Below are 15,873 nucleotides of genomic sequence, written 5' to 3'. Positions count from 1 at the left end.
CCAGACACCAAGGCGACATCGGTGCGGAAAAGGGGTCACCTTCGGTGAAATCATTTTAGACGGGTGTCGTGAGAGGCAGCGAACGGCCAAAATCAGGCGCTAAGCTATCGTTCTTTGCCTTCCGAAGAGTTTCAAATGGCGAGTTCCAGCGAGTTATAACAAAGGTGTCCCCCGGGGAAGCGGGAACCCAGTGTGGGATCAGCCGACGCACGCTCTGGGTTCCTGCTTTCGCGAGAAAGACGAAAGTTGGGAAACGATTGCCTCCAAAAAGAAAGGGGCCGGGTTTCCCCGGCCCCAGGTCCAGTGCCCCCTGCAGAGGATCAGAATTTGAACTGGAGACCCGTCTTGACCGAATAGCCGTAGCGCTCGACCTCGTCGGTCCGCGACGAAATTCCCTGGAAGACGCGGTAGGGCTCGTCGTTGAGGTTCGATCCTTCGAGGAAGATCGTCACATTCTTGACGATGTCGTAGCCGATGCGCGCGTCCCACTGGTTGAAGGCGCCAACATAAAGGTCGGTGTCGGTATCCCCGCCGGGTTCGAGCAGATAGGCCGAGCGGTAGGTGTAGGCGATGCGCGCCGACAGTCCGCCCTTTTCATAAGAGAGGAAGGCCGATGCCACCCGGTTCGACTGGCTGGCGAGCGGCAGCCGCTCGTCGCCGCGGCCCGGGATGCCCTTGGCGCGCGATTTCACGAAGGTGATGCTGCCGCCGATGCTGAAGCCGTCGAGCGGCGCGGGCAGGAAGCTGAGTTCGGTCTGCGCGTTGATCTCGATGCCCTTGACGAAGGCGCTGTCGGCGTTGACCGGCATCGTCACCTGCGCATCGACGAGCGCCTGGCCGGCGAAGGTGCCGCTCTGCACGACGGTGGCCGTGTAGATCGGATTCTCGATCGTCTTGTAGAAGCCGGCGATGCTGATGATGCCCTTGCGCCCGATATAATATTCGCCCGCGAGGTCATAGTTGGTCGAGGTCAGCGGCTTGAGGTCGGGATTGCCCCTCGTCACCTCGTTATCGCTGGTGTTGACGACCGTCGTCGGTGCGAGCTGTTCATAATTCGCGCGCCCGATCGCCCGCGTCACCGCAGCACGCAGGACGAGCGACGGCGTCGCGTTCCAGCGCAGGTTGAGACCCGGGAAGAAGTCGGTGTAGCTCTGCGACCCGAAGCTGTCGAAATCCTTGTCGAGATCGGCGACGGTCGTCGTTTCGAGAATGTCCTTCGCCGCATAATTGCTCTTCGTCTTTTCCATGCGGACGCCGGGAATCGCAGTGAAGCTGCCGAATTTCAGCGTCGCCATCGCATAGGCGGCGAAGATCTTCTCGCGGATCAGATAGTCGGCGGCGAGGCTGTCGCCGACGGTGCCTTCCTCGTCGAGCTCGAAACCGGCGAGGTTCGACTGGAAGAAGCTGTCGGCGCTCGGGCGGCTGATCGTCGCACCGAAGGGGTAGCGGCCCTTGAAGATGCTGTCGATCGATCCGTCCTGAACCTGATCGAGCGTGAAATCGTCGTCATAGCCGCCATAGATCACCGATTCGGCATCATTGGTCTTGCGCCGACTCGTATATTTGGCGCCGACCTGGATCGTACTGTCGTCGCCGATGCCGACCGGAGTGCGGAAATCGGCGCGCGCCTGATAGAGATCCTCGCGCGCGCGGCGATGCTCGTAGCTGGTTTCGTCGAATTTATACTTGGTCGGATCGAACGCCGTCGCGTCCGATTGGTAGAGCGGAATCGTTCCCGACAGGTCGTAAGATCCCGTGATATTCTTGGCCCCGAAGATGATCTCGTCGCGATGCGGGTCGCGCTTGTTGGCCTGGGTATAGCTGCCCTCGACGCGCAGCCAGCTCGGGCCGAGATCGAACTCGCCGCCAAACGACGAGGTGAAGGTGTCCGAATCCTCCTCGCGCGAGCGCAGCGCGCGCTTCGCCTTGGCGGCGGAGAAATCGCCGCTGGTCGCGGTCTGATTCGTGATCTCCTCGTCGTCGAGGTCGACCTGGAAGCCCGGACGCGATTCCTTGTCCTTATATTTGGAATAGAGGAAGCGCGCGAAGACCTTCACGTCGTCGGTCGGGCGCCAGTCGAAATTGGCGACCGCGCCATAGCGCTGACGGCGGGTGTGATAGTCGCGGAGCGTCTGGCGCAGCGGCACGAATTCGCCGTTCACCTCTTCCCACTTGCCGCCCGACTGGATGTTCTGCGCCTCGAACTCGCGGTTCGAATAGTTGAGCGCGAAGACGAAACCGAACTGGCGGTCGGGGCCGAAGCGCGACCCGATCGACGCATCGAATTCATAGGGATGCTTGCCGTTGAGGTCATATTTGCCATAGGCGGCGCGCAAGCTGCCGAACGTGCCCGGCCGGTCGAAGGCCGACACGGTCTCGATATTGGCGGCGCCCGCGATCGCGTTGGCGTCCATGTCGGGGGTCAGCGTCTTCGACACCGTCACCGCGCCGATCAGCGCCGAGGGGATATCGTCGAGCTTTACCTGGCGCGAATCGGGTTCGGGAGCGGCGGCGGTCTGACCGTTCAGCGTCACGTTGAGCAGGTCGGGCGACACGCCGCGGACGGTCAGATAGCGGCCCTCGCCCATGTCGTTCGAGACGCTGAGCCCCGGCAGACGGCGCAATGTTTCGGCGACATTCTGGTCGGGCAGACGGCCGACGTCGTCGGCGCGAACCTCGTCGACCTGGGTATCGGTGTTGCGCTTCGTCTCGAGCGCCGCGCGGTCGGCGGCGCGGCGGCCGCTGACGATGATCGCATCGCCCTGATCGGCCGCAGATGCCCCCTCCGTCGACGCTTCCTGCGCCCAGGCGCCCGTCATCGGGATCGCCAGACATGTCGTGAGCAAAAGCGCCCGTCCGAACCGCCGTGTCATTATTGCCTCTCCTCCCCGGCACGGCTCCCTGCCGTGCTCGTTCGGGCATCATAATGGCACAATTATTCCATATTGCAAGTAAAATAGAATATATCTTGCACAATGGCTTGGCGAGACGCAGCGATGGGACGCGCACGGCGCGCGATCTGACACCGGGCTGACAGAAAGTTCAGGCGGATAGCGTCCAGCCGACGCGGACTTCAAGCCCCCCGAGCGGCGAGCGTGCAAGGACGAGGTCGCCGCGCGACGCCTCGGCAAGTTCGCGCGCGATGGCAAGGCCGAGCCCATGGCCCTCGCCCCCCGAATCGAGCCGCGCGCCGCGCAGGATCGCCTCGTCGCGCTGAGCGCTGTCGAGCCCGGGTCCATCGTCGCCGACGACCAGCATCCGCCGGTCGCCCACCGTCTCCACCGCGACATGGACGAGGCGGCGGGCATGGCGCGCGGCATTTTCGAGCAGCGGCCCGAGCAGTTCGGCGGCATCGTCGCTGGCGAGCGGCAGCGTCACGCTTTCATCGCATGCCAGCGAGAAAGCGACGCGCTCGCCCGCCCCGGTCTGTTCGATCACCGCGACGAGCCGTTCGATCAGCGGCAGCGCCACCGTGCTGCGCCCCTCGGGAACAAGGCTGATCCGCGTTCGCGCCAATTCACCGTCGATCGCCGCGCGCATCGCGGCGATCGACGAGTCGAGCCCGTCGGCCATCGCCGCCGCACCGTCTTCGCGCACGCGCGCGCTCTGCGCGGCGAGCGCGGCGAGCGGAGTCTTGAGGCCGTGCGCCAGATCGGCGGCGCGACGCCGTGCGCGCACCAGATCGGCTTCGCGCGCGTCGGCCAGCGCGTCGATCGATTCGATGAGCGGCGCGAGTTCGCGGGGATAGGTGCCGCCAAGGCGCGCCGACGCGTCGCGGCGCAGCCGCTCGACCTCCTGCCCGACGCGGCGCAACGGACGGAGGCCGAGCCCCACCTGTGCCCAGGCCGCGAGCGCGAGCACCGCCCACAGCAGCACGAGAAACAGCCCCATCTCGCGCCCGAACTCGCGCTGCGCCGGCGCCAGCTTGGCAAGGTCGTAGCCGAGTTGGACGATCACCGGCGGCTCCTGCGGTTGCAGGCGAATCGCGCGTTCCATCAGCAGCAGATGCTGGCCGAAGGGGCCGGCGGCGCGGCGAATCCGCCAGCGGTCGCCGGGGGCCGCCGCCGCGGGCGGCAAATGGCTGTCCCAGAGCGAAACCGAGCGGATCGCGCCGGCTCCGGTCGACGCCTGCCAATAGAGTCCGCCGGCGGGAACCGCGAAGCGCGGATCGGCGGGCTCGGCCCCCGCGACCGGCACCCCGCGCGCCAATTGCAGATCGGCAAGAAGCGGCCGCACCTGAACGAGCAGTTCGTCCTCGACGCGCCGCTCGACATGGCCGTCGAACAGCCACGTCATCGCGAACCAGGCAACAAGCAGCGCCAGCGCGATCGCGACCCCGGCCCCCGCGAGCAACCGAAGCCGGAGCGAGCCGCCTGTCACGCAGCGGTCGCCGGCAGAATATAGCCGAAGCCGCGCCGCGTCTGGATCGTGTCGGCGCCGAGCTTGCGCCGCAGCCGCGCGACCAGCGCCTCGATCGCATTGGCGTTTTCGGCGTCGGCATCGCCATAGAGATGATCGGAAAGCTCGGTCGCGGGCACCGCGCGGCCGGCGTGATGGGCCAGATAGTCGAGCAACCGATATTCGAGCGGCGAGAGCTTGACGAAGGCGCCATCGAGGGTCGCGGTCATCCGGTGCGTGTCGATCCGGAGCGGCCCCGCCTCGAGCGTCGGGCTGGACCGCCCCGCCGCGCGGCGGAGGAGCCCGCGAACGCGCGCGACCAGTTCCTCCATCGCCCATGGCTTTGCCATATAGTCGTCGGCGCCGGCCTCGATCCCGGCGACCTTGTCGGTCCAGTCGCCGCGCGCCGACAGGATGAGGACGGGAAAGCCGCGCCCCGCGTCGCGCCAGCGCTTGATGACCGAAAGACCGTCGAGTCGCGGCAGGCCGAGATCGACGATCGCGACGTCATAATCCTCGACATCGCCGTTGAACCAGGCCTGCTGGCCATCGCCAGCCAGATCGACGACGAACCCGGCGGCAGCCAATCCGCGAACCAGTTCGGAAGCGACGACGGGATCGTCTTCGACCACCAGGGCGCGCATCAATCATCCTCGATCTTGAGTATCCGGCCGGTGCGGGCATCGACCTCGACCTCGCGCACCCTGCCGCTTCGGGTCAGGATTTTCACCTCATATTTGAACCCGAACGATTCGCGCTCCAGCTTGACCTTGAGCACGTCGCCGGGGACGCGTTCGGTCGCGATCGCGAGCACGCGCACGATCGGCAGGATCTCCCCGCGCGCCAGCGCCGCGCTGGCGGCGCGCTGATCGGCTTCATCGTCCTTGTCGCTCGCAAGCGTCAGGGCGGGGGTGGCGAGAGCGACCATCGCGGCCGCAAGCAGATAGATTTTCCTCATGGCCTTCCTTGCCACACTCAGGCTGACATCAAGCTGATAGCATCATCGGACATATTGTCCGGGGATCCCATTTTCTCGATGCCGGGCATTGATGAAATATTTTTTCTGATTTATACATGATCGATAAATTTATTCCACAAGGGAGAGAGTCCGTGAAGCATAGCCTGCTTTTGTCCGCCGCGCTGCTGGCGGGATGCGCCGCGTCCGCGCCCGGCGCCGACGCATCGCCTGCCGCGCCGGGGTCGCTAAAGCTCGAAAAGGTCGTGATGCTGATGCGCCACGGCGTTCGCCCGCCAACCAAGGCGGCAGTGGTGCCGCCCGGTTATTCGGCCGAAACATGGCCCGACTGGCCGGTCGATTTCGGCCTGCTGACGCCGCACGGCGCGGCGGGGGTCAAGCTTCTCGGCGAAAGCGATCGCCTCTATTTCGGCGGTCGCAGCCTGTTTCCCGAGGGATGCCCGGCGGCGGGCACGATCGTCCTCAAGGCAAGCTACAAGGAGCGCACGATCGCCACCGCGCAGAGCTGGGCCGCGGGGTTCATGCCTGGCTGCGCGACGGATGTCGCGCATCCCGCCGGTCCGGACGATGACGCGATCTTTCATGGGCTCGACGGCGGCCCCGCCTCGTTCGACGGCAAGCGGGCGTTCGATGCATCGCTGGCCCAGGCGTCCGAGGGCGGGTTGGCGGCCGAGACCGAGCGTTATCGCGGCGAACTGACCTTGCTCGCGAAAGTGCTGAATTGCGCGCTACCCGCCTGCCCGCTGATCGCCGAGCCGAGCCGGCTGGTCGCGCAGCCGCACGATCGCCCCGATCTCGAAGGCCCGCTCGACATCGCATCGACCGCCAGCCAGACGCTGGTGCTGGAATATCTGGAAGGCAAGCCGATGGCCGAGGTCGGCTGGGGCCGCGTGAGCCGCGCCGAGATCGAGCAGTTGCTGCGCTTTCATCCACTCAAATTCCGCTATTCGAACCGTCCGGCCTATATCGCCGCCGCCGCGGCCGCGCCGATCGTGCGCGAAATCGTCACGGCGCTCGACAGCAACAGCCCGGCGCGGCTGACCTTGCTCGCCGGGCACGACACGAACGTCGCCGACCTCGGCGGCTTCTTCGACCTGCACTGGCAGGTGCCGAGTTATCCCGCCGACGAGGTTCCTCCCGGCAGCGCGTTGGGATTCGAACTGGTCAGCAATGCGAAGGGCGACCGCTATGTCCGCGCCTTCTATCGCGCACAGACGATGGACCAGCTCCGCAACCTCGAGCCGCTGGGATCGGGGGACGCGCTGTACCGCCGCTATCTTCCCATTCCGGGGTGCGGCCATTCGGTCGAGGCGACTGCGTGCAGCTGGAATGATTTCGCCCGGCTCGCCGCGCCGCGCGGGTAGGTTCACCCGCCGAAGCTTCGCTGGACGGTCAGCCCGACATAGCGTCCGCTGCGCAGCACCCGCAATTCGCGATAGCGCAGCGCGCTGTCGCCGCGGACGCCGGCATAGATGTCGCGCGTCCGCGTCGCCGGACTGTCGGTCAGATTCTTGCCGAACAGGCGCAAGGTCCAGCGCGTGTCGGGGCGATATTCTACGAACAGGTCGAGCCGCCCGGCCAGACGGTCGGCCTCGATCTCCTCGACCTTGAACGCCGTCTCGGTGCGCGCGAAGGCATAGCTGCCGCCCCAGCGCAGCTTCCACGCCGGAATGTCGTGGGTCAGCGCAATCTTTGCCTCGACGGGAAGATCGCCCGAAATATGGCGCCGCGCGCCGGTCGAGGGATCGGTCGCCCGGCCGCGCCGCGCGGCAAGGTCGGCCGTGACGACGACACCCTTGGCACCGATCCCGTCCAGCGGCCATTTGAGCGACGCCTCGACGCTGTCGCGCCGCGCCGCGCCGATATTGCCGACCGCGTCGTAGACGGTTCCATCGACGACGACCGGGAGCTGGTCGACCAGGTCGGATATCCATTCGCGGCGCGCGGCGATCGTGAAAGACCCGGCGCCGAAACGACGCTCGTACGTCGCCTCGATGCGCCAGAGGCTGTCGGGCTCCAGATCGGCATTGCCGGCGCTGATCGTTCCGCTGGTCAGCGAAGCGGCGCCGACGAAATCGCCGAAATCGAGCTGGCCGACCTCGCGTTCGGCCAGCAGCCGCAGCGTCTGGTTCGGCGTCGGCGTCCAGATGAGCCGTGCGCGCGGCTTCCAGAATGCCAGCGATTTGACGAGGTCGATGTCGCCCGTCTGCGACAGGCGCGACATTTCATAGCGCAGGCCGAATTCCGCGGTGGTCCGCGCGCCCAGCGGCCGGCTTGCGGTCGCGAAGAATTCGGCGCGATGCTCGGCGACGCGGACATCGGCCTGGGGCAGCAGGACGGGTTCGCCATCCTCGATCAGCGCATTGCGGCTGTCGAGGACATTGATCGCGCCCTCGGCGCCGACCTCAAGCGTCCAATCGCTGCGATGGTGGCGGAGCGCCGCGCGCAGGATCGCTTCGCTGGCGCGCGCGCGTTCGTCGGAGACGCTGCTGTCCGACGCCGCCGTCTCGCGATCGATGCCGACGGTCGCCACCGACCGGTAGCTTCCGACCAGTTCAAGATCGTTCGCCGCGCCGAGCGCGCGTTCGTAGCGCAGCCCCCCTTCCCAGGTGCGCGCATGCTCGCGCTCGCTGCCGGTGATCGCGGCGGGCGCGGGGAAGGTGATGGCATAGGCGATGTCGGCGAACTTCCTTTTGTCCTGGACCAGCCCATTGAGGTGCAGCGTCCCGCCAAGCAGCGGCTGACGATAGGCGAGCGTCGCCTGCGCGATGTCGGCGCCCTCGGGCTGCGCGTAATCGACCAGGCGCAGGGGCGTACCGTCGCGCTCGAAGCGGTCGCGGACCCCAAAGCCATGCTCGTCGTCGATCTCGCGATAGACGGTGCCGAACAGGTCGATCACCCGCTCGTGTCCGTCGAACGTCGCCTGCGCCGAAACGCGCGGGGCCCGGCGCCCGTGGCGATAGAGGGCCTGCTCGGCCTCTACCCGGCCGCTGATCGTGCCGGCCTTTGCCAGGACGATATTGGCGAGCAGCGCATAGCCCTGCATGTCATAGCTGGCCGATCCGGCGCGGATCAGCTCGATCCGCTCGACGCGCGCCGCCGGAATGCGTTTCAGAATCGCGCTCAGCGTATCGGTCTTTCCCGCCGGGCGCTGGCCGTCGATCAGGACATTGCCCGCCGCGCCCGAATAGCCGCGCACGTCGCCGTCGCCTTCGACGAGCGTAAAGCCCGGAAGCAGCGCCACCATTTCATAGGCGTTGGACGGCTGCGTCCGGTCGAAGAAATGCTTGTCATAAGTCGGGATTCGTGCGCCGACGTCATCCTGCGCGGCCGCGGGCAGTGAGGCCGACGCGCTGAGCGACAGCAGCAATGCGATGCGAACGCCATATGTCACGCGCGACCCCCTTCGGCGAGCGGGGTGCCGTCCCGCTCTCCGCAGCGCTATCGGACAGGCGGGCTGACAATTGCGCCGCGATCGCTGTCAGCCTTCTGTCAGCTTCGCAGGATCGAGGGGGATGGGGTCAGGCGCCCGCCTTCTGGGCAAAATCCCGGGCGCTTTCGGCGATCATCGACACACGCGAGCCCACGCGCCATATATCAATTGATATAAATTAAGCAGGTTCGCCATGTCGTCTTCTCATCCACGAAAACCCTCTATGTCCGGACCCCAGCGGTCCGCCGACGGCGGCTATCGCAAGGGCGAGGAGACACGGAAGCGGATATTGGGCGCCGCCCTCGCGGCGTTCGGCCGCAAGGGGTTCGCCGCGGTGACGACCCGGCAGATCGCCGACGCCGCGGACACCAATCTGCCGGGCCTCACTTATTATTTCGGGAACAAGGAAGGATTATATCTGGCCTGCGCCCACGACATCGTGGCCTCCTTCCGGCAGGGCGTGGGATCGGTCGCCATGGTCGCGGATGCCGCTCTGTCGGAGCCGCTTGCCAGCATCGAGGCGGCGATCTGGCTCAAGCGCCTGTTCGCGGCGCTCGCCCATTTCCTCCTGTCCGAAGAAGGCGCCGAGGATCGCGCGCTGTTTGTCCAACGCGAAATGGCGAGCCCCGGCCCCGCCTTCGAGATTCTCTATTCGGAGCTTTGGCGCCCGGGGATCGAGCTCGCCGCCGCGCTGCTCGAACAGGCGGCGGCGGGACGCCTCTCCAGCCCCGACAGCAAGGTGCGCGCGGTGATGATGATCGCCAGTCTCACCGGTTTCCGATCGGGCCAGCGCATCATCGCGCGCACTGCGGGCGACGGCGACCATGTCGTGCAAGTCATCGCCGCGCTCGACGAACAGATTGACGCGCTGTCCGGACGCTGACCGCCTGTCCGCCGGTCTATACGCCCATCATGCCGGCGGTGATCGCGCCGTCGATGACATAGTCGCTGCCCGATATGAAAGCGGCCTCGTCCGAGGCCAGAAAAGCGACGAGCGCGCTCACTTCGTCCAGCTGCGCCATCCGCTTCCTCGGCACCATTCCCGCGACCGCTGCCTCCACCTTCCCGGCATCGCGCGAAAGGAAAGCGACATCGGCACCCTCGGCCGCGAAAATCCTGAGCGACGCGAGCCCGAGCCCGTGCGCCCCGCCGTTGATGATCACCTTCTTGCCGGCCAGACCCAGATCCATCGCATCCTCCTCATCCGCATTTTGCGAGAAAGAGTAACGCGATCCTCCGAGCCGAGACATCAGCAAAAATGGGAGCGGCCGGCATGCTTTCTGCGCCATCCACGCAAAAGCCGCGCGCGATGGTCGCGCATCAAGACCCCTGCCTTCGCGGCGGCCGCCAAGTCGGCTCGAAAGAGCAAAAGGAAGAAATGGCGCACCCGAAGGGATTCGAACCCCTGGCCTCTGCCTTCGGAGGGGGTACTTACTTCGTTACGCCAGAGAACACTGTAGCAAGTTTTTCTTACCTAAGTCACTACCCTGCTGTCATTTTCTTGCTTTGGCCGTTTTCGCTGACGTAACCTTGATTACGCCCCGATTTTCTCCCGCGTGCTTACGTGGTGCTTACGCGAAATGAGGGTCAACATGGAGATGGCCTGTGGCCAAACTGACCAAGCGCGTTGTCGAAACCGCCATAGCAGAATCGAAAGACTATGTCCTCTGGGACGATGAACTTCCTGGCTTCGGGCTTCGGATTTTCCCGACCGGAAAGCGAAGCTATCTGATCCAGTACCGAGCCGACGGCCGTTCGCGCCGTTATACCATCGGCCTGCATGGAATATGGACGCCGGAGACGGCCCGGCGCGAGGCCAAGGCCCAGCTCGGCCGCGTGGCTCAAGGTGATGATCCAGCGGAAGAGAGGGCCGAACTCAATAAGGCCATGTCGATGAAGGAGCTCTGCGAGCTCTACATGGACGATCTCAGGAACGGCCTCATCCTTGGCAAAGGTGGTCGCCCCAAGAAGCAATCCACCGTCGATATCGATCTCGGGCGTATCGAACGACACGTCATTCCCTTGCTTGGATCTCGGCGGGTTAAGGACCTTACCAAGGCGATCCTCACTAAGGTCATGCGCGATATCATGGCAGGAAAGACAAGGGCGTTCATCAAGACGAACAAGCTCCGCGGTCGCGCTAATGTGCGAGGCGGCCCCGGTACGGCGGCACGCACGCTCGGCTTGATTGGTGGGATACTGACCTACGCCGTCGATCTGGGAGTCATCGACAGCAATCCCGCCCATGGCATCAAACGACCGAAGGACAACGTCCGCACGCGGCGTCTAACCGACGGCGAGTATCGAATCCTCGGCCGAATGCTCAAAGCCGCTTCCGAGAATGAGCGGTACGGCGAGACGGTCGACATCATCCGCCAGATCGCGATGACGGGTTGCCGCCGCGGGGAGATCATCAATCTGAAATGGTGCGACGTCGATATCGACGGAAGCTGCCTGCGCCTCTCAGATAGCAAGGAAGGCCGGTCGGTTCGCCCGATCGGCCTCCCCGTTGTCGAATTTCTGGAGTCGCGGGAGAGTGAGGACAATGGCACCTATGTCTTTCAGGGTCCGCGCGGCGAAGACACGGCGTTCGGCGGACTTCCCAATCAATGGAACGAGATTTTTATCGGTTCACCACTCGAAGGGATTACGCCGCACATCCTGCGCCACAGCTTCGCGAGCATCGGGAATGATCTCGGCTTTACCGAAGTCACGATAGCCGCCCTGCTGGGTCATGCGAAGGGCTCGGTCACGAGCAAATACATCCATGTTCTGGATGCTACTCTGATTGTGGCGGCCGACACGCTTGCAGGATATATCTCTGCGCTGCTCGAAGGCACCGTTTTCAAGCAACGCGCCTATGCGCTCGATCGCAAATCGCGAAAGACGGCATTGGATGAATTCCTGTCGCGTCAGCAGGCACCCAAGAAAATTGCGGCCTAGCGCATGCGCGCTCGAGGAAGCGGGTCCGGATGCCAATTCTGCCAGCAGTAGCGCCGGAACCAACACCCGCCACGCTTTCCGATTCTTCGCCCTCAGCTGGAGACAATATGGAGACAAGCGGTCTGCGTTTTTGGCTGTTTCGTTGTTTACCACTGATTGCAGGAATCGCAGTCTTCCGCCATTTTGAAATGCGCATCGATCGACTCTGACCGGCTGCCCTTGCCTCTTCTCAAGCGGACCGCTGCGCGGCGTGGAGCACGCTTCAATTTACTTCTATATAAATGCAAATTATAGTCGACATAGTCCGTGCGCCCCGCTCGTGCAGACAATCGAGGGAGACGATCATTGCTTGAGTTACATTATACGCCCACGCCGAACGGCCTCAAGATCGCCATCATGCTCGAAGAGCTTGATGTGGCCTATGACATCATCCCGTATGATATTTTCGGCGGCGATCATCTGAAGCCGGAGTTTCGAGCGCTCAACGCGAACCAGAAAGTGCCAGTCCTCGTTGATAGGGAGGGCGAGGCCTCGTTCCCCATATTCGAGAGCGGCGCGATCCTTCTCTACCTCGCCGATAAATTCGGCCGGTTTCTCCCCACCGATCCCAAAGAGCGCAGCGTCGCAACGCAGTGGCTCATCTGGCAGATGGCCGCGCTCGGCCCTATGACAGGTCAGGCGCATCATTTCGTTCGCTACGCACCCGAAGGGCAGGACTATGCGATCGCGCGCTATGTCGGCGAGTGTCGCCGCATCATGGGGGTCCTCGAGTATCGACTTTCGGAGCGCCCGTATCTCGCTGGAGAGGAGTACAGCGTCGCTGATATTGCATCCTGGCCTTGGGTGCAGGGCATGGGCATGCTCGGCATCGAACCCAGCGAGCACCCTGCTGTCGCTGCATGGTCACAGCGCATCGGAGCGCGCCCCGCGATCGCGGCGGTCGCGGCGAAGGACGAACTCCGCATGCCCGACCATTATACCCGTCCCCGTATGGAACTCAGCGATGAACAATGGTCGAAGCTGTTCGCGCACGGTAAGTCGGCGCCATTACGCAACGATGCCTGACGACTGTCGGCGCCCGCCCCCGGGCGAGAGGGGGCGAGCGCCGAACTGCCCAGGTGTCAGAAAACCTGCGGCAGAACTTCTTCCTTCATGATCTTCAGCACGTCGGTGCCTTCGGGCCGACTCCAGTCCTGCGCCAGTTCGGCGATCATCGTGTTGGTCGCGGTCAGTACAACTCCCTCTTGGATGAGACGAAGACGTGCCGCTTCCTCCGAATATTCGTGCGGCGAGCCCGATGCGTCGAGGACCACCTGCACCTGATAGCCATCCTGGCGCGCGCTGATTGCGGGTGGCATGACGCACACGTCGGTGGTTGCACCGGCCATGATCAAGTTGCGGCGCTGGGTTTTCTCGACCGCTTCGCGGAATTCGGGATCGTTCCAGGTATTGACGATGCCGCCGCGCTGGATGCGCTGGGCATATTCCTCGGGGAAGAGCTCTTCGAATTCGGGGAGCAGCGGGCCCTGGAACTTGGTCTCGGTTCCGGTCGTCAGGACGATCGGCACGCCAAGCGCCTTCGCGGCTTTCGCAAGCGCGAGCGTGTTGCGCTTGACGACCTCGAACGGAATATTCTGGATCAGCTTCATCGTGCCGACCTGATGATCGATCAGGAGCAGGACCGAGTCCTTGGAGGTGAACATTTTCATCATGCTTTCCTTTCGGCCGGCAAGGTGCGGCGAGGCCGCATGGAACCGCTCCGCGCAGCCGGGCTGGTTGCGGGGATCAGTTGGTCGACATGACCGATTAATATTGGACCGATCGGTCCAGATTTTTCGCGGCGGAGCCGCCTATCGGCTATTTTCTACGTTTTCAGCGAAGCGAGCATCACCGACACCGAGTTTTCGAGCCAGCCAATGTCCACGCGCGAACGTGCCATGATCTGGAGTCCCTGGTGGTTGACCGTCAGATAGTCGGCCAGGACCTGGGTCGGCTGGACGCTGGCGATCGAGCCGTCGTCCCTGCCCCTGTCGATCGCGTCGGCGAAGGCCTCCCGCATTCCGGCGAAGTCGCGGGCGATGAGCTGCTGGATTTCGGCATCGTGCGGACCGAGCTCGACCGCCTCGTTGCAACTCATGCAGCCGAAGGGCCGCTCTTCATCGCGGGCATGCTGAAGCACAAGCAGGAAAAAAGCTTCGATCGACGCGAAGGCGGTCTCGCCGCTTGCAAGATAGCCCCGGAGCATTCGCATGCGTTCGACTCGATAGGCTTCAAAGGACTCGAGGAACAGATCGCGCTTGTTGCCGAATGTATCATAGAGGCTGCTCTTGCTGAGGCCGGTAGCCCCAAGGAGGTCCGCGAGCGAGGTCGCCTCATAGCCATGGCGCCAAAAGGCCCGCATCGCCGCGAGGAGCGCCTCGTTCCGATCGAAGTTTCTCTGTCTTGCCATATCGCTCTCCGTGGCGGCGAAGCGGAAGTTATCGCCGCGTTGCCGAGTCAGGATTTTCCGTAGGGTACGCGCAGCAGAACCGGCGCATCGGGTTGTTCGAACAGGTCCGCGACGATATCGCCAACCCTCTCGGCCGAGGGCCAGTCCGGCGAGGCGTGGCCCTGCAGCACGCGCGCCCTTGTGTTGATCGGCGGAAGAATGACCTCATGAGCACGCAGACCCACCGGGTGGATTTCTTCCGCGAGGGTCAACGCCAGCGACTTCTGCGCCGCCGCCATCGCGGCCGACCGGACCAGCACCTCGGTAGGGCCCTTCGGCGCTAAGTCCGTTGATATGGACATAGGTGCCGCCCTTGGGCCTCAACATCGGGACGAACTTTTTGATCGCCAGGAAGTGGCTGGTGAGGTTGTCCGCAACGATGCGTGTCCAGTCGTCAAAGGGCACGCCGTTGATCGGATAGCCCTGAGCCCAGCCGCCGATCGCGGCGACGGCCCCGTCAACCTCGTTGGTGATCGCCCAGATGCGATCGCGCAGCGCATCGGCTTCATCGGGATCGGAAAGCGCCCCTGCGACGGTCGAGAGCTGACCGTTTTCGACGTCCGCCACATAGTCGCGAAGACGATCGAGCTTGGATGCCGAACGCCCTTGGGCGATGACATGTGCGCCGCGCTTGAGCAGCGAGCGGACAATACCCTCGCCAACGTCACCTGCGCCGCCGAGGACGAGTATCTTTGATTGATCGATAGCCATGAAATGCCTCCTCAACTATTACGGACCGTTCGGTCGAGATACCTTTATATAGGATTACCGGACCAATCGGTCCAGTATGTTCCGAAAAAATATCTCTGACACCTAAGACACAGAAAATATTATATTTCGTGAGGTCCGGCGCGGAGCATGTCCTTGTGTGCGCCTTGCGTCCGCTCCCGCCGGACGGATTCGGTCAGGTGATGTCGCGGCGACTCAGGGGAGAACCCGCTTTTCGCCGGCCATGAAGGTCACGCTCGCGGATTGGTCGATTACGCCGGCAATCGTCAGCGCGTGAATCAGCCGTCGCTCGAGCGAGACAAAGGCGTGCAGATCCTCAACCGTGTCGAACCATAGCTCGTCGACGCCGACGAAGTTCCGCGCGAGCGGAAACGGATTGCTCGCACGCGGCGTCGACCAGTTCTGGACATATTTGACCGGCAGCGCCGAGAGGTCGCCGTTCGAACGGACCGCATCGCCATAATGCGCCTGCCACTGCCCGATGAAGTCTGCTTCATCGATCGTCGCACCGGCGGCGAGAAACCGCATCAGCTTCACTGGCCCTGGCGCGCCCCGGTCAAGGACAGTCGCCTCGGTCGTAAAGGCCGCCACCATGCGATCGGGGTTGGCAAAGCGCGGCTCGTCGGGGCGCACCAGTTCGAGATAGCGCGGCTCGGCATAAGCGGTGATGAAGCTCTCTGGACTGTCGAACCAGAGTTCGGCCGCGCCGTCGATCGCGAATTCGGTCGAAGGGATGCCGGCGTCGAAGACAAAATTCTGCACATAACCCCGAACGTGGCGGCAGAATTCGGGCACGCTCTTCACCAGCGGCCCGTGGGTCCCGGAAAGATAGGCGTGCGTCTCCTTCCGGCTGAGGCCGGGACTGCGCTCGAACGCGATGATGAACTTGAACATGAAACCCTCCGG

The 15,873-nt window shown here is 64.0% G+C and carries 14 protein-coding genes; 4 read left to right on the top strand and 10 right to left on the bottom strand.

Going from position 1 to position 15,873, the window contains the following annotated elements; all coding sequences use genetic code 11:
• Positions 1–320: 320 nt before the first annotated feature.
• From ACVENA_RS20785 to ACVENA_RS20770, 4 genes are all read right to left on the bottom strand, one after another.
• Positions 321–2,873: a TonB-dependent receptor gene (locus ACVENA_RS20785; RefSeq protein WP_449326885.1), complete on the bottom strand. Its 2,553-nt coding sequence runs from the start codon at positions 2,871–2,873 to the stop codon at positions 321–323.
• A 169-nt stretch (positions 2,874–3,042) separates the two neighbouring features.
• Positions 3,043–4,380: an ATP-binding protein gene (locus ACVENA_RS20780; protein ID WP_449326884.1), complete on the bottom strand. Its 1,338-nt coding sequence runs from the start codon at positions 4,378–4,380 to the stop codon at positions 3,043–3,045.
• On the bottom strand, positions 4,377–5,042 hold the full coding sequence (locus ACVENA_RS20775) for a response regulator transcription factor (protein WP_257546626.1): 666 nt from the start codon (positions 5,040–5,042) through the stop codon (positions 4,377–4,379). The genes ACVENA_RS20780 and ACVENA_RS20775 overlap by 4 nt, the downstream gene beginning before the upstream one ends.
• Positions 5,042–5,356 (bottom strand): PepSY domain-containing protein, encoded by a 315-nt coding sequence (locus ACVENA_RS20770; RefSeq protein WP_257546629.1) that lies wholly within the window; start codon positions 5,354–5,356, stop codon positions 5,042–5,044. Before ACVENA_RS20770 ends, ACVENA_RS20775 begins: the two co-directional genes overlap by 1 nt.
• Positions 5,357–5,508: 152 nt before the next feature.
• Here ACVENA_RS20770 and ACVENA_RS20765 point away from each other — a divergent pair, with 152 nt between their 5' ends.
• On the top strand, positions 5,509–6,738 hold the full coding sequence (locus tag ACVENA_RS20765; RefSeq protein WP_449326883.1) for a histidine-type phosphatase: 1,230 nt from the start codon (positions 5,509–5,511) through the stop codon (positions 6,736–6,738).
• Between the two features lie 2 nt (positions 6,739–6,740).
• Here ACVENA_RS20765 and ACVENA_RS20760 read toward each other — a convergent pair whose 3' ends face one another.
• On the bottom strand, positions 6,741–8,768 hold the full coding sequence (locus tag ACVENA_RS20760; RefSeq protein WP_449326882.1) for a TonB-dependent receptor domain-containing protein: 2,028 nt from the start codon (positions 8,766–8,768) through the stop codon (positions 6,741–6,743).
• A 262-nt stretch (positions 8,769–9,030) separates the two neighbouring features.
• Here ACVENA_RS20760 and ACVENA_RS20755 point away from each other — a divergent pair, with 262 nt between their 5' ends.
• Positions 9,031–9,690 carry a CerR family C-terminal domain-containing protein gene (locus tag ACVENA_RS20755; RefSeq protein ID WP_449326881.1) on the top strand — a complete coding sequence of 220 codons (660 nt, stop codon included), beginning with the start codon at positions 9,031–9,033 and terminating at the stop codon, positions 9,688–9,690.
• Between the two features lie 16 nt (positions 9,691–9,706).
• Here ACVENA_RS20755 and ACVENA_RS20750 read toward each other — a convergent pair whose 3' ends face one another.
• A complete protein-coding gene (locus tag ACVENA_RS20750; RefSeq protein ID WP_449326880.1) occupies positions 9,707–9,997 on the bottom strand; it encodes an SDR family oxidoreductase in 291 nt (96 codons plus the stop codon).
• Between the two features lie 415 nt (positions 9,998–10,412).
• Between ACVENA_RS20750 and ACVENA_RS20745 the strand changes: the two genes are divergently transcribed.
• Entirely contained in the window at positions 10,413–11,750 is a 1,338-nt protein-coding gene (locus ACVENA_RS20745) for a tyrosine-type recombinase/integrase (RefSeq protein ID WP_257546640.1), read from the top strand.
• Positions 11,751–12,095: 345 nt separating this feature from the next.
• The gene (locus ACVENA_RS20740) at positions 12,096–12,815 is read left to right on the top strand and encodes a glutathione S-transferase family protein (RefSeq protein WP_449326879.1); all 720 of its coding nucleotides are present in this window, start codon (positions 12,096–12,098) and stop codon (positions 12,813–12,815) included.
• Between the two features lie 56 nt (positions 12,816–12,871).
• Here the strand turns inward: ACVENA_RS20740 and ACVENA_RS20735 are convergent, their stop codons facing one another.
• The 4 genes from ACVENA_RS20735 to ACVENA_RS20720 form a co-directional block, all read right to left on the bottom strand.
• Positions 12,872–13,462 carry an isochorismatase family protein gene (locus tag ACVENA_RS20735; RefSeq protein ID WP_449326878.1) on the bottom strand — a complete coding sequence of 197 codons (591 nt, stop codon included), beginning with the start codon at positions 13,460–13,462 and terminating at the stop codon, positions 12,872–12,874.
• Between the two features lie 152 nt (positions 13,463–13,614).
• The gene (locus ACVENA_RS20730) at positions 13,615–14,199 is read right to left on the bottom strand and encodes a TetR/AcrR family transcriptional regulator (protein WP_449326877.1); all 585 of its coding nucleotides are present in this window, start codon (positions 14,197–14,199) and stop codon (positions 13,615–13,617) included.
• A gap of 204 nt (positions 14,200–14,403) precedes the next feature.
• Positions 14,404–14,949, bottom strand: coding sequence for an SDR family NAD(P)-dependent oxidoreductase (locus tag ACVENA_RS20725; protein ID WP_449326876.1), 546 nt, complete (start codon positions 14,947–14,949; stop codon positions 14,404–14,406).
• Between the two features lie 213 nt (positions 14,950–15,162).
• Complete coding sequence (locus ACVENA_RS20720; protein WP_449326875.1) at positions 15,163–15,861, bottom strand: EthD domain-containing protein; 699 nt, start codon at positions 15,859–15,861, stop codon at positions 15,163–15,165.
• Positions 15,862–15,873 lie beyond the last annotated feature (12 nt).

The sequence above is a fragment of the Sphingopyxis sp. 550A genome (genome assembly GCF_053569535.1).
Note: the sequence above shows the minus strand (reverse complement) of the source record. Positions and strands in the feature narration are given on the sequence as shown.